Consider the following 13214-nt stretch of genomic DNA (forward strand, 5'->3'; position numbering starts at 1 on the left):
CTGCCCACATGTGCTTTCCGCCTTTTTTAGATTAGCCCGCCCATTGCACCAGCTTATTCAACATCTATGTGTTCGTCGTTTTCGTCGCGGTATCATATACATCTACAAAACTTATTTATCGGTTTCCGATCAGTCACTATCCTTCTTAAATAGGAAGTTCATTAACTCCTCTATCATGACTGCTGAATTGCTGAATACCCGTTTGCTGGAAATCTATAAAGAATACACCGACTCCGTTTACGCTGAAACCTGGGAAGATAATGTCTCGGCGCCGCTGCTGATGCATGTTTTTGATGAATACTGCGCGATGGAGAACAAAATCCTGTTTGTAGGACAGGAGACGCACAGCTGGGGGAAAATGAAAGATGAATCAAGTCCAAGAGATTTGCTAACAAAATACCGCGAGTTCAATCTTGGCAAAACGGCGGATTATGGCGACGTAAAACCTTTCCGATATCTGCGGAGCCCATTCTGGAACTTCAACCGCAGTCTATTTTATAAGGGAAATTGGCAGAATAGCGGGGTGACCAACAAAACGAATGGGTTTCTCTGGACCAATATTTCGAAGTTCGATTGCAACAGTACCACGCCGTCAGAAGCATTGCAAAATCGTAATGAGAAAGGTTTTGAATTACTGAAAGCTGAAATCTCCATTTTGAAACCTGACGTAGTAGTATTCCTCACGGGTTCCAAATATGATCATCGCATTAATAAGGTATTCAATCCAGTGCGCGAAACCATTTTGCCCGATGGCTATTTATATCAGCTTTCCACCACCGACGGTTCGCTGCCGCCACGCACTTTCCAAACCAAGCATCCCAGATCATTACTAGGCTCCCGCCGAAATAAGATGCCGAATCGGTATTGGGAGGTTTTGGAGAAGGTTGGGGAGTGTGCGTTTGGCTGATTAACTAGCAGAGAACGAAATTATGTTAATCGTCAAACTTACGTCCTCTTAATTCCGCTTCTTCGATTAACTTGGTTACTATTGCTCTTACCTGCGCTTCGGGCACCTGCTTGTTCTCCAATGCCATGCTGCCGCTCACTGATTCGGTGATCATTGAAGTGACATAGGCTTTGTGGCGGAGTTTGGCGTATTTTTCAAATAGTTTCATAATTTGAATGTAAGAGTTTGAAGCTGAGATTTTCACTAACTTCCAGTGTTTAAGTAGTTGTAAACCAAACTAAATTTTAGCTGATCAAGAATATGCAGAGAGAAAACATGATAACAGTGTTCAGTAGCATTTCTAACTGTAAGGTGATTGGAACATTGCCAAGAATACGAGGTCTATTAAACATTTGCCCGGCAAACACAAAACTGAAAGATGATCCTCGCTATGACGAAGATATAATAGGAAGGCTTGGAACTATGGTTATTAATCATTTGCGGATGGAAACATTCATCAAAAAAACTGATATGGAAAAAAAGGTGCTAAATGCATTTAACTTGGAAGATATCAGCCATGTCCCATCCATTGTATCCGACTTTCTTTTGGGATATATTAATAGTTTTTGGTTTCAGTTTGATAATAGTTTCATGCTGAAAAGTGTTTATGTAGATTCATGCTCAAGAAAGTTTGCTTTTAATCAACAACGTGGGATTGTGTCTACTGCCGACGGGCTTTCTGAGACAAAGCCTATAACTCTAGAAGCATTCCGGCAAGCAGAAAGTGATTTTCAAGTAGTTTCTAGCTGGGATGACTCAAAAGGTGCAGACATGGATCCTAGACCAGAAGTGCAAATTTTAACCTATATACCCGTTAGAGATAAGTTTTACTCTTACAACAAATTGAGCCGAGCATACTTGCTGATTACACAGGCAAGAATGAGTCAGTATGTTCCTATAAAACTTGCTTTTTATGTAATTGCATTAGAGTGTTTGTTTTCAAATGATGATAAATCAGAAGTAAATCACAAGGTTTCAGAAAGGGCGTCACATTTTATTGGTAGCAGCCCAGAAGAACGAATTGAATTATTTAAGAAAATCAAAAAGCTCTATGATGTCCGATCAAAGTTTGTACACGGCCAAAGCATTAAATCAGCTATCAAAGATTTAAGTTTACTTAGTATTGAGATAGACGAAATTCTGCGAAGAATATTTAGGAAATTGATTGATAACAAGGGAATCGTTGATACATTTTTAGGTAACCAGAACAGGCTAGATGAATATTATCTAAAAATGATTTTCTAAATTCAAATCATCGGATTTGCTACAAGGATTCTCGAGAATAGGTGTAGACCCTCAGGTGTAGCGAAGTCTTACCGTTAGAAAAATTCCCCCGCCCTCAACTTGCATCCAAACAATTTTCTCCCGAATATGCGCATTCCCAAAAAATGCGCGTAAAATGAAAAATCTCAGAAGTATTGCCCTGTTATGGTGTGGATCAGGCGAAAGCCCCAAGGCGCTTACGCGAGCGCGGGACACCTAAGACAGGGCATTTTAATTTTTTATCCATCCCAAAAAACGCGTTTATGTACAACAAACCAAACTCCCCAGAGTCTGCGGACTCGACGTGTATGGCCTACGGTCAAATGGTCAATGAATTGCTGAGTGCCAGCTCGGCCGACACTTGGTGCGAACATCTTTGGGCAATGTACGGCGGGTACGTCATCGCCCAGAAGGAATTGGGCTACGGCCCCGACGCTTCAAATGTCTTCTGGTCATTCCGTGATCTGCTGTTTTTCTTTCACGAGTTGAAGGGCAATGATTGAATGATTAGATGTGTGTTGTCACCCTGAGCGCAGTCGAAGGGTTGTGCAGCGCGCCCTTGATCGTAGCGCCCTTCGACTGCGCTCAGGGTGACAAGTCCTTGAAAAATGCACTCGCGTTCCTTTATTACTATTTTATAACATTTATTAGCTACTGAAATAATGCGGAAATTGGTTCTTTACATTGCAACAAGCGTTGATGGCTACATTGCTGCGCCGGGGGATGATCTGGCGTTTTTATCAAAAGTGGAAAAGGAAGGGGAGGATTATGGATATGCGGATTTCATTGCGGAGGTGGATACGGTGATCGTCGGCCGGCGGACTTATGATTGGGTCATGCAGCACGTGCCGGAGTTCAGCCACAGCGATAAGGAGTGTTACATTATCACGCGAACACCGCAGGAAAGTAACGGCAACATGCAATTTTACACGGGCGATATCGGCGAATTGGTTCACACATTAAAGGCGAAAGCCGGTGGCAAAATCTTCTGCGATGGTGGTTCAGAAGTAGTACACCAGCTTCTGACGCGCGGCTTGATCGATGAATTTGTCATTTCCATTATACCGACGTTTGTAGGTGATGGTATCCGGCTTTTCAAAGACGGGCGACCGGGCGGGGATTTGAAGTTAGTGGATGTGAAGAGTTTTGATACGGGGTTAGTGCAGCTTTGTTATAGGAGGGTTTAGGCGGGCGATTTGCTAGTTAGGAGGCTCCGCAGGAGCCTTTTTCCATATGTGGGAAACTCATTTTCTAGAAACAGGTAGCCCCGCTGGGGCTGCGTATGTTCATTGAAATAGGCTCCTAGAGGAGCATCCTGTTTCTAGAAAATTGATGAACCCGACTCAGGTTAGGCTCCCAGAGGAGCCTCCTGTTTCTAGAAAAGAGATGCACCCTAATTATGCCATGCTCCTGCGGAGCCTCCTGTTTATCCCGCATTCGACATTAACGCATACAACAAACCACTCACTGCTCACGCAACGATATCTCCACCCGGCGGTTTTTGCTCTTATTCTCCTCATTATCATTCGAAGCAACAGGAAAATAAGAACCTTTCCACTCAACCCGGATCTGCCCGGGGCGCACTCCGTTTGTTTTCATATAATGCTGCACAACCCGGGCGCGGTATTCTGATAATATGAGATTCAAATTCTGCCTGCCAACATTATCGGTATGGCCGGTTACCCGGGCAACCAAATGATGCCGACGTACCAATACCGCGCACACAGAATCCAGAACAAGGCGGCTGTCTTTCCGGAGATGATAGCTGCTTTGATCGAAATACAAAGTCTTCGGTGTCAGCAATTGAAGCGCGACCTGACTGTTTGTTTTTGCATTTTCATAACGAACAGACAAGAAATTAAAACCTTCATTGAGCACTACCTTTTCGTTCGAAAGGCTATTTTCAACCTCCTTTTCATTTTTGTCAAAAGTACCTGTATAGAGTGTGTACGCACCAGGAAGAACGTAGTTTATGGTTATGTTCCGGTGTTTTGGCGAGCTTACGATCGGCCTGTTCTCCTGCACTTTGCGGCTGGTATCGTCCATGAGCACTATTGACATTTTTACGCTATCAGGCGCGTCAACTTGCACGAACAGTTGACTTTTTGGGAAGATCGTTTCGTCTTCCTTAATGGCCGGGTCCAACCCGTTTTTCAGCATCGGTACCTTGATTTCAAATGTACCTTTTGCACGATTTTTCCCAATTCTGTTTACTCCAACGTTTCTTGTTTCGAATCCAGCTGCCTCAAAATTCAGTTGTCTCGTTGAGTCGGGCAACTCAAATGCAAACTTTCCGGATCTGTCCACATTAATTTTCTGCTTGCTTGTACTGAAAACTACTGTGATATTGCATTTCAAACTGGTTTGGTCGGCGACATTGTAACAGCTGCCGGAAATGCGGAGTGAATCAGAAGTGAATGCGAGAAACGACAAAATGAGCGTGGTGAGCATAGCCGTGACGATGAGTTTAGAACTTTAAGGAGAAGGAAAAAACAGGCAGAGGTTACTTGAAAGTGCTGCAAATCAGTCATATAATTTACATCGATTACAGAGTCACAACATGTTAGAAACCATCAAGGAAAGCCTCTGGCAGCAATTTGGAGCTGCCATTAATACATTAGGCAATGCAATCGAGCACTGCCCGGAAGCAGTTTGGCAAAGTAAGAAACGCTTTTTTTACATCGCCTACCATTCCATCGTTCTGGCCGACTACTACCTTACGATTCCGGCACCAGAGGAATTTCACTCGGTACTTCCTTTCTCGTTTACAGAACCTGACGAAATCCCTGACGGAGTCGTCGGAGATATGGTGCCCGATAAGCATTATACGCAGCCCGAAATGCTGGGTTATATAGAGGAGGTGCGTGCAAAGCTCCGGGACGTTGTTTTTAGCTTGTCCGAAGAGAAAGTGAGTGAGCGCTGGGTAGAGCCTAGCGGCGATATGGATTATTCAGTTTTGGAAATCCTGTTATACAACTTGCGGCATGTTCAGCACCATGCGGCACAGCTGAATATGCTGCTGCGGCAGGAGGCAAATATGCGGTCGGAATGGGTTTTCCGGGTTGAGGAGTAAGGCGTAGATTTTTTACAATATATTTGATCAAACAGAAGAGTTATGGATCGTAAAATAGCAATGGTAAGGCAGCAGATCAACATGAAAAATGGTGATCAAGCGGCAGATGACCTTGATTATTGGTTAGCAAAGACACCTCAGGAAAGGATTGCGGCAGTTACTTTTCTAGTTAGTCAAATGTTAGAGCCTTCGCAACGTATGGACAAGACTTACTTTTCTCAAAGAAATATGAAATAATGACACTGGCGACCGATTTCAAAGATTTTATTAACCTGTTAAATAAACATCAAGTCGAGTATTTGGTTGTCGGGGGGTATGCGATGGCATTTCATGGTAGGCCGCGGTTTACAGGTGACCTTGACATTTGGATCAAAGTTTCTGAAACCAATGCTGAAAAAATGCTGACTGTTCTTAAAGAGTTTGGTTTCTCTTCATTAGGTTATAGTAAGGAAGATTTTTTGAAGGATAACATCATCAATCAGATTGGTTATCCGCCTTTGCGAATTGACATATTAACATCTATCGACGGTGTAACTTTCTTAGAAGCGGTTCTGCAAAAACGAACAATTGTAATCGATTCGATTGAAGTTTCCTTTATTGGAATTAAGCAGCTGTTAGAAAATAAGACTGCATCTAACAGGCCGCAAGATATCGCTGATGTAGCTACATTAAAGAAAAGCGAAAAGGTGCCGGAACCCGATAAAGCTATTGGATCAATTCCAATCGCCAGCTCGCAAACCCTCGCCACTTACTCCCTCGCCATCATGCCCAGCGCTGCAATCCTACAGGAAGTGGCCGAAATGAAGCAGCAGTACCGCATTGCGACTGGTAAAAGCTACGGCAGCGCCAATGCGGAGGCCCATATTTCTCTTGATGGTTTTGAGGCCAGTGAAGAAGATTATCCATATGTTCTGGCAGAGTACCGCCGCATTGTATCTGAGCTCGATCCCTTTGAGATTGTCTTTTCCGGTTTCAATGACTTTGATCGAGGCAACTTTTCGGCTTTTTACGTTAAACTCACGGAAGAATCTTCTGAGGAAATTCGTAAGCGGACTGCGGTTGTAATGAAGACTTTTGACAAAAAGATCAAGAAGCAGTATATGCGAAAGTGGGCCGATGAATCTAAAAACCCGCATATGTCCATTGGGAGGCGGCTGTCGCGGGAATGGATTGCGCTGGCTTATTCAATTTTTACCACCTATGAGGCGCGCTTTCATTGCAATGCATTTGCGATCAGGAAGTATAATGACAAAAGGCGCCAGTATGATGTTGTAGATGTACTTCCGCTGCTGGGCGCTCCTGCGGTGCAGCTGGATCTTTTTCAACCCTAGCAGAAAATGTCTCCACGAATAGAGAATATGCCGGAAAAGAAACTGGTCGGTCAGCACATGCAAATGTCTTTGACTGAAAACAGGACCTTTCAGCTGTGGAGCGGGTTTATGCCGCGCAGGAAAGAGGTTACCAATGCAGTTTCGACAGACCTGATCTCTATGCAAGTTTATGATCAGGATTTCTTTTCACCAACGAGCGTATTTGAGAAATGGGCTGCTGTTGAGGTAAGCGATTTCGATCAGGTGCCGCAGGGAATGGAAACATTTATATTGCCTGCCGGTATGTACGCGGTGTTCCACTACAAAGGAACACCGGACAAATTTGAAAAAACATTCAAATGGATTTTTGGGATCTGGCTGCCATCTTCTGAATTCGATGTAGATAGCCGACCGCATTTCGAAGTGCTTGGCGCGAAGTACAAAAACAATGATCCTGAGTCGGAAGAAGAGATTTGGGTTCCAATCCGGATTAAAGATCTGATAACCTAGGTGATCACCCCACTTTCAGCCAGCCTGTAATACTCAGTCGCGGCTTGTTGGTGAGCATAACTTCATGTTCCAGCTCGCTGCTCTTGAAGAAAATGCTTTTTCCATTCGTCGGCGAAATATCTTGCAGACGATCCATATGATATATGCGCAGCTCTCCGCCATCGCCTGGCTGCCAGTCTTCATTCAGGTACATGATCATGGAATATTGCCGGCTGGGGTCACTGCGGAACTGGTCGAGGTGCTTTTTGTAAAAACTGCCCGCAGGATACATCGCATAATGAAATTCGTAACCCGTGATCCCGGTGTAACACGTACTGTTTAAATGCAAAACAAAAAGATCCATTAAGGTAAAGAACTCCTCTTCGACAGGATCATTATGCTCGCGGTCGAGCCAGTAAATCATGTCACTGCGATACAGTTTGTCGTGCAGGATGATCTTTTCGTTCCCGGTACCAGCTGATTGAAATTGGCCCTGGGAATGCAATGCAGCCAGCTTTTCTCGTAGCTGGTTGGCAAGTGCAACTTTCAGGAAATTTTCCGCTATCCCCACTTTATCATCGATGTAGCTGTCGATAAGTGTATCAAATGCAGTTTGCAATTAGTGAAGATTAGATGTGATTCCGATTGCCGGATTTAGTGAAGGTAACCTATTAAATCTAGAAAACGGATCATGCAGATTACCGGGATATTTTTTGAAATCCTGTCGGTGGAAAAAGAGAATACCTCGTCTATGTACATGTAAATATCCATGCATGTATTTCCCGACCGCGGAGCCCATTCATTTTTCCACCGACGACGCTGCGCTCTGGCTCGCTTACCGCGGCGGCGACAATAAGGCACTTGGCATTTTGGCTGAGCGGTATTTCACGACTTTGAAGCGGTACGGGTTGAAATTTATGGTCGATGAAAGTGTTGTGGATGACTGTATCCAGGACCTTTTTCTCGAACTCTGGCAAAACCGGCACAAAATCTCTCAAACGCCGTCTGTTAAATTTTACCTGCTCAAATCAGTCCGCAACAGCATTATTGAGTACCTGCGCTACCAGAAACGATTCACAAATGAGGAATCGCTGCATTGGGACACCGCTTTACCTGATCACTTCAATGCAGAATCACTGCTGATCGAGCAGGAAACGCTGGACAGTCTTGTATCGCAGGTTAATGCACAAATGTCAGATCTGCCTAAAAGAGAGCGTGAAGCACTTTACCTCCGTTATTTTGAAGACCTCAGTGTAGCAGAAATATCCGAGATGATGGGCGTCAATAAGCAGTCGGTTTCAAACTTTCTTCAAAAAGCATTGGCCAAAATCAGGACCAAGTGGCTGGTGACAATTGTACTATCTCTATTCTTTTTTTAATTTTTTTCTCTCGCGAAGGGTATCCCGGGCTATGCTATTCATAATTTCATAGAAATCATTCCAAAAGTCAAGAATGGAGATACCCGGTATGGAGATACCCGATAATGCCTTCGAATCCGTAGAGGATTTCCTGGGAAGCGCGCGTTTCAGAAAATGGGTGCGCGGCAATGCAGCGGAAGACACATTTTTCTGGCAGGAATTTTTGATCCAAAATCCCGAAAAAGTGGTGCTCTATGAGCAGGCAGTAGCTATTCTGCTGGTTGTGGGCGGAGAGCAGGTACCCGAGCTGCAAGCCAGCTATCAGGCCGGGCAGCTCAGGAAAGCACTTGAAGAGGAAGTGCCGGCTCAAAAAACCGCTTCGATCTGGCAGCTATTGCGGTGGGGCGTGGCTGCAATGCTCATTATTTCCATTGGATTTTGGTGGCAGTACGCATTCAATGAACGCCCGTTTCAGGCTGCGGCTAAATTTCCGGTAATCGCCGGCCAGGATAGTCTCTTGATAACAAAACAGAACTCCGACAGGGAAACAATGCTGGTTAACCTGCCTGACGGTTCTTCGGTGCTTTTGTCAAAAGGGAGCAGCGTTTCTTTTGATGCAGAAATGAAGGGTGATGAGCGGATTGTCCATCTGGTAGGCGAAGGTTTTTTTGAAGTTGTAAAAGATGCAAAGCGGCCCTTTTTCGTGTATGCCGACAAGCTGACCACCAGAGTAGTAGGTACCAGTTTCAGGATGAGATCTTTTCCCGGCAGCAGCGAGGCGATTGTGGCTGTGAAAACCGGGAAGGTTTCTGTTTCAAAAGGTCACCAAACCAAGGGTATGCTTTCAGCAGTGACCTTGCTGCCTAACCAGCAGATGAAACTTTTGGTACAAAACAACAAGCTGGTCTCCCGGATCACGGAGCAAGTTGCACCTGCCCAAATGTCGCCTTTACAGAAGGAAGATTTTGAATTTCGTTTCACGCCCGTGGCCGATGCATTTAAAGTACTTGAATCCAATTATGCGGTCAGGATCAGCTACAATGCAGATGAAATGCGCAATTGCACGCTTACAGCTTCACTCAAAGACGAACCTTTTCTGGAAAAGATAAGACTGATCTGTCTCGCAACTGAATCCACTTACCAGGTAGCCGGCGATCAGATTATTATCTCCGGTACAGGCTGTCCCTGAATATAACCCAACTAAAACTTCAATTCTAAACCCAGATCAATATGAATAAACCAGCCAGTTAGCCATTTCCCAACACCTTTAATCATTAACCATTTACCCAGGAAAATTTGAAATGAAAATCTACAAACCTGCTTTGACAAAGAATACCGGCAGCTTGCTTGGCCTGCAATGCATCTTGCTCTTGCTGGTAGCCAATCTCAGCTGGGCGAGCATCGGCAATGCCCAGGAAATGCTCAATCAGCGGATCAGTATCGCCATTGAAAATGAAAATATTGAAACTGTTGTTTCCAAACTCGAACAATCCGCAAAAGTACGTTTCCTGTACAGCCGCGAGATTATCCATTCAAAAAGAAAAGTCTCTTTTGCCGCACAGGACCAGCCACTTTCGAGGATACTCGACGGGATACTCAAACCATTGAACCTTAAATACGAGGTATCTGGAGATCAGATCGTACTGAAACGCCAGCTCGCCGAGAAGGAGGCTGAAACGAATGCGAAAACAAGCGCTGCATTGCCGGCGACTCCGACTGAAACCAATGCCGATATCGACATTTCAGGTAAGGTAACCGACGATGCGGGGGGCGTATTGCCGGGTGTAAGTATCCTGATCAAAGGCACTGCCCAAGGCGCGACAACGGATTCGGAAGGTAACTACAAGCTCAGCGTGGTAAGCGGCGACGCAATACTCGTTTTCAGTTTCGTAGGATATGTTACCCAGGAAATTCCGGTGGGTAACCGCAGCAGCATTGACGTAAAATTGCTCGTCGACGATAAGGCGCTCGAAGAAGTAGTAGTTGTGGGTTATGGTGTTCAGAAAAAGGCAAACCTGACCGGCGCAGTTTCTACCATTGATTCCAAAGCGATTGAAAACCGCCCTTCCAGTAACCTTTCAACGGGTTTGCAGGGCGTAACGCCTGGTTTGATCATTACCCGCCAGACAGGTCAGCCTGGTCGCGAAAACATTGCGATCCAAATCCGCGGCGCTACTTCTGCGAATGGGAATGTAAACCCGCTTGTGCTGCTCGACGGCGTGAGTGTGCCGATCAGTACCATGCAAACCATGAACCCGAATGATGTCGAGAGCATCAGTGTATTGAAAGATGCGGCAGCGGCGGCTATTTACGGCGCACAGGCTGCAGGCGGTGTAATTTTGATTACTACTAAAAAGGGAAAAGCTGGCAAAGTTACATTCGACTACTCCGGCCAGCAGGGGATAGACTGGTCTACCAACGTACCCGACAGAATGTCGCTGCTTGACGAAGCTTTGTTTTCCAACCAGGCACGGATTAACTCCGGTTCAAGCCCCGAATATACCGACGAAGAATTGCAGCGGATCCGTGACGGTGTACCTTATGTGGTTAATCCCGCCGATACTTCTTCTTATTTGTACTACAATCAAAAACCTATTGCCGACGAGCTGCTAAGGAAATTCACTTCCATGAGCACGCACAATATCACGGCGCGCGGCGGTACTGAAAAGCTCAACTTTTTGATTTCAGGAGGTTATTACAACAAACAGGGAGTTTTCAAAGTAGGCCCAGACAGCTACGACCGTTACAATGCGCGCATTAACCTGGGCGCTGAATTGTCGAAACATCTGACACTGGACAGCCGCCTTTCCTACACCCACGAATTCACAAACAGCTCTTATGCAGATGCAAATGGTAGCGGGTTGATTTACCAGGTATATCGTTTTCGTACCAGAAACCCGGCATTTACGCCCGAAGGAAGGTATAACACTTCCAACAGTACTTACGCACAGCTGGCAGAAGGTGGCTACAACCGCTACAAACGCAACTTCTTTGATGGTGTATTTACATTGACGGCCGCCAACTTTGTAAAAGGATTGCAGATCAGGGCAGTAGCCGGAACACAGTATCGTCGCGGCGATCGCCAGCGGTTCAACCGCACGGTTCCATTGTGGAGCAAGTCGAAAGTGGCTGGCTGGGTTAATCAGATTAATTCTTACAACATTGAAAACGAGCTGACTAAAAATACAAACCTGCAATTCCTGGTCAACTACGATTTCAAGATTGCTGAAAAGCACAATTTCGCACTCTTCGGAGGTTATCAGTGGGAAGAATTTCGCGAGGACTTCTTAGTATCAGGTGCTACCAACCTGGTAAGCAACGATTTGCCGACTCTTAATCTGGGGGATGACAAAACGAAAACCAACAACCAGACTATCCGTACGAATGCTTTTCAGTCAGTTTTTGGAAGGTTTAACTACAATTTTAGCAATAAATACCTGTTTGAGGCGACGGTGCGACTTGATGAAAGTTCGAAACTCGCGCCGGGGTTGCGGAAGAAGTTTTTCCCGTCAGCATCTGTGGGCTGGAACATGCACCAGGAAGATTGGTTTTCCAGTGCAATCCCATTCTTTTCCGAGTTTAAGCTGCGCGGATCGTGGGGTCGCCTTGGTGGTGCATTGGGTGATGCTATTGGTAACTATGATTATTTAAGCCAGCTGAACAGACGAAACGATCTTGTGCTTGGAGACTCGCGGACTTCCTATATTTTCCAGGGTTCCATTCCGTCGGCCAACTTGTCATGGGAAACAATCGAGACTACCAACGGAGGTCTTGACCTTGGACTTTTCCAGAACAAGCTGCAACTCAATGCAGATTACTACGTAAAGTACAACCGAAATATGCTTACTGCGCAGCAGCTGCCGGGCACAATCGGAATTGGTACGCCACGCAAGAACAATGGAGAGCTGAAATCATGGGGCTGGGAAGCAGAATTACGTTTCCGTGATAAGATTGGTGAAGAATTTAACTATTCGTTGGCGGTTAACTTTTCGGATAACAACAACAAACTGCTGAGTTTCTCGGGAAGAAATGTCGTATCAGCAGGTTATAATAACCTCATCGAAAATTATGCGATGAACACACTTTGGGGTTATAAAACGGCAGGTTATTTCACCACTAGCGACGAGGTGAAGAACTGGGCATTCCAGGATAACCGCGCCGGTGTTGGCGACGTGAAATACGTAGATCTCGACGGAGACAAGCGCATTACAGTAGGGAAGGGGACGGTTGCAAACCACGGCGACCTGGTGCTATTGGGAACTACTGCGCCCCGCTATCTTTTCGGAGTTACGCTGGGAGCAAGCTGGAAGGGATTTGACTTTACGCTGTTTCTGCAAGGTGTAGGGAAACGGAGCTACCGCGCACAAGCCGAGTCGATTGCGCCGCTACTTGTAACCTGGAAACAGGCAATGGGCATTCACAGTGATTACTGGACACCTGAAAACCAGGATGCGTTATTCCCAAGACCTTACACTGGAGCTACACATAACTACCTGTCGTCTGACAAATGGACGCTGAATGCCGCGTATATCCGGATGAAAAACATTCAGCTTGGTTATACCATACCGCTACGGATTACAGAAAAGGCCAAAATTTCACGTGCACGTGTGTTCTTCTCTGGACAGGACATTCTGACCCTTTCTGGCTTGGGCAAGTTCCAGGGCTTCTTTGATCCTGAAACGCGCGACGGCGTAGAAAATGACTATCCGTTTTTCGCGACCGCCGCATTTGGTCTAAACATCTCTTTTTAATCAATTCCGACCAACCGCATTAAT

14 protein-coding genes are annotated in these 13214 nt (G+C 45.5%); 11 read left to right on the forward strand and 3 right to left on the reverse strand.

Going from position 1 to position 13214, the window contains the following annotated elements; translation table 11 throughout:
* The first annotated feature begins 175 nt into the window (after positions 1 to 175).
* Complete coding sequence (locus tag AC1XTG_RS07970) at positions 176 to 907, forward strand: uracil-DNA glycosylase family protein (protein WP_484841588.1); 732 nt, start codon at positions 176 to 178, stop codon at positions 905 to 907.
* A gap of 25 nt (positions 908 to 932) precedes the next feature.
* Here AC1XTG_RS07970 and AC1XTG_RS07975 read toward each other — a convergent pair whose 3' ends face one another.
* Positions 933 to 1115: a hypothetical protein gene (locus tag AC1XTG_RS07975; protein ID WP_056290147.1), complete on the reverse strand. Its 183-nt coding sequence runs from the start codon at positions 1113 to 1115 to the stop codon at positions 933 to 935.
* Between the two features lie 92 nt (positions 1116 to 1207).
* Between AC1XTG_RS07975 and AC1XTG_RS07980 the strand changes: the two genes are divergently transcribed.
* The 3 genes from AC1XTG_RS07980 to AC1XTG_RS07990 all read left to right on the forward strand — a co-directional run bounded on the left by AC1XTG_RS07980 (position 1208) and on the right by AC1XTG_RS07990 (position 3396).
* Positions 1208 to 2191 carry a HEPN domain-containing protein gene (locus AC1XTG_RS07980; RefSeq protein ID WP_056290143.1) on the forward strand — a complete coding sequence of 328 codons (984 nt, stop codon included), beginning with the start codon at positions 1208 to 1210 and terminating at the stop codon, positions 2189 to 2191.
* A 281-nt stretch (positions 2192 to 2472) separates the two neighbouring features.
* Complete coding sequence (locus tag AC1XTG_RS07985) at positions 2473 to 2712, forward strand: hypothetical protein (protein ID WP_056290139.1); 240 nt, start codon at positions 2473 to 2475, stop codon at positions 2710 to 2712.
* 159 nt (positions 2713 to 2871) lie between these two features.
* Positions 2872 to 3396: a dihydrofolate reductase family protein gene (locus AC1XTG_RS07990; RefSeq protein ID WP_484841589.1), complete on the forward strand. Its 525-nt coding sequence runs from the start codon at positions 2872 to 2874 to the stop codon at positions 3394 to 3396.
* Between the two features lie 277 nt (positions 3397 to 3673).
* On the opposite strand, the gene AC1XTG_RS07995 is transcribed toward AC1XTG_RS07990, so the two are convergent.
* The gene (locus AC1XTG_RS07995; RefSeq protein ID WP_484841590.1) at positions 3674 to 4660 is read right to left on the reverse strand and encodes an OmpA family protein; all 987 of its coding nucleotides are present in this window, start codon (positions 4658 to 4660) and stop codon (positions 3674 to 3676) included.
* Positions 4661 to 4769: 109 nt separating this feature from the next.
* On the opposite strand from AC1XTG_RS07995, the gene AC1XTG_RS08000 reads away from it, so the two are divergent.
* From AC1XTG_RS08000 to AC1XTG_RS08015, 4 genes are read left to right on the forward strand one after another with little or no spacing between them, the layout of a single operon-like run.
* Complete coding sequence (locus AC1XTG_RS08000) at positions 4770 to 5282, forward strand: DinB family protein (RefSeq protein WP_056290128.1); 513 nt, start codon at positions 4770 to 4772, stop codon at positions 5280 to 5282.
* Positions 5283 to 5324: 42 nt separating this feature from the next.
* Positions 5325 to 5519 (forward strand): hypothetical protein, encoded by a 195-nt coding sequence (locus tag AC1XTG_RS08005; protein ID WP_056290126.1) that lies wholly within the window; start codon positions 5325 to 5327, stop codon positions 5517 to 5519.
* Complete coding sequence (locus AC1XTG_RS08010) at positions 5519 to 6613, forward strand: 2'-5' RNA ligase family protein (RefSeq protein WP_484841591.1); 1095 nt, start codon at positions 5519 to 5521, stop codon at positions 6611 to 6613. Before AC1XTG_RS08005 ends, AC1XTG_RS08010 begins: the two co-directional genes overlap by 1 nt.
* Before the next feature lie 6 nt (positions 6614 to 6619).
* Positions 6620 to 7102 (forward strand): GyrI-like domain-containing protein, encoded by a 483-nt coding sequence (locus AC1XTG_RS08015; RefSeq protein WP_484841592.1) that lies wholly within the window; start codon positions 6620 to 6622, stop codon positions 7100 to 7102.
* A gap of 4 nt (positions 7103 to 7106) precedes the next feature.
* Here the strand turns inward: AC1XTG_RS08015 and AC1XTG_RS08020 are convergent, their stop codons facing one another.
* Positions 7107 to 7700 (reverse strand): 2OG-Fe(II) oxygenase, encoded by a 594-nt coding sequence (locus AC1XTG_RS08020; RefSeq protein WP_484841593.1) that lies wholly within the window; start codon positions 7698 to 7700, stop codon positions 7107 to 7109.
* Between the two features lie 154 nt (positions 7701 to 7854).
* Between AC1XTG_RS08020 and AC1XTG_RS08025 the strand changes: the two genes are divergently transcribed.
* The 3 genes from AC1XTG_RS08025 to AC1XTG_RS08035 all read left to right on the forward strand — a co-directional run bounded on the left by AC1XTG_RS08025 (position 7855) and on the right by AC1XTG_RS08035 (position 13190).
* Positions 7855 to 8460 (forward strand): RNA polymerase sigma factor, encoded by a 606-nt coding sequence (locus tag AC1XTG_RS08025; RefSeq protein ID WP_484841594.1) that lies wholly within the window; start codon positions 7855 to 7857, stop codon positions 8458 to 8460.
* Between the two features lie 73 nt (positions 8461 to 8533).
* Positions 8534 to 9628 (forward strand): FecR family protein, encoded by a 1095-nt coding sequence (locus AC1XTG_RS08030; protein ID WP_056290116.1) that lies wholly within the window; start codon positions 8534 to 8536, stop codon positions 9626 to 9628.
* A gap of 112 nt (positions 9629 to 9740) precedes the next feature.
* Positions 9741 to 13190 carry a TonB-dependent receptor gene (locus AC1XTG_RS08035; protein WP_484841595.1) on the forward strand — a complete coding sequence of 1150 codons (3450 nt, stop codon included), beginning with the start codon at positions 9741 to 9743 and terminating at the stop codon, positions 13188 to 13190.
* The last annotated feature ends 24 nt before the right edge of the window (positions 13191 to 13214 follow it).

The sequence above is a fragment of the Dyadobacter sp. HNCC25DJ183 genome, assembly GCF_056895175.1.

Coding starts and splice junctions, on each gene's coding strand:
- AC1XTG_RS07970 (WP_484841588.1), top strand. CDS start 176: ATGACTGCTGAATTGCTGAATACCCGTTTGCTGGAAATCTATAAAGAA.
- AC1XTG_RS07975 (WP_056290147.1), bottom strand. CDS start 1,115: ATGAAACTATTTGAAAAATACGCCAAACTCCGCCACAAAGCCTATGTC.
- AC1XTG_RS07980 (WP_056290143.1), top strand. CDS start 1,208: ATGCAGAGAGAAAACATGATAACAGTGTTCAGTAGCATTTCTAACTGT.
- AC1XTG_RS07985 (WP_056290139.1), top strand. CDS start 2,473: ATGTACAACAAACCAAACTCCCCAGAGTCTGCGGACTCGACGTGTATG.
- AC1XTG_RS07990 (WP_484841589.1), top strand. CDS start 2,872: ATGCGGAAATTGGTTCTTTACATTGCAACAAGCGTTGATGGCTACATT.
- AC1XTG_RS07995 (WP_484841590.1), bottom strand. CDS start 4,660: ATGCTCACCACGCTCATTTTGTCGTTTCTCGCATTCACTTCTGATTCA.
- AC1XTG_RS08000 (WP_056290128.1), top strand. CDS start 4,770: ATGTTAGAAACCATCAAGGAAAGCCTCTGGCAGCAATTTGGAGCTGCC.
- AC1XTG_RS08005 (WP_056290126.1), top strand. CDS start 5,325: ATGGATCGTAAAATAGCAATGGTAAGGCAGCAGATCAACATGAAAAAT.
- AC1XTG_RS08010 (WP_484841591.1), top strand. CDS start 5,519: ATGACACTGGCGACCGATTTCAAAGATTTTATTAACCTGTTAAATAAA.
- AC1XTG_RS08015 (WP_484841592.1), top strand. CDS start 6,620: ATGTCTCCACGAATAGAGAATATGCCGGAAAAGAAACTGGTCGGTCAG.
- AC1XTG_RS08025 (WP_484841594.1), top strand. CDS start 7,855: ATGTATTTCCCGACCGCGGAGCCCATTCATTTTTCCACCGACGACGCT.
- AC1XTG_RS08030 (WP_056290116.1), top strand. CDS start 8,534: ATGGAGATACCCGGTATGGAGATACCCGATAATGCCTTCGAATCCGTA.
- AC1XTG_RS08035 (WP_484841595.1), top strand. CDS start 9,741: ATGAAAATCTACAAACCTGCTTTGACAAAGAATACCGGCAGCTTGCTT.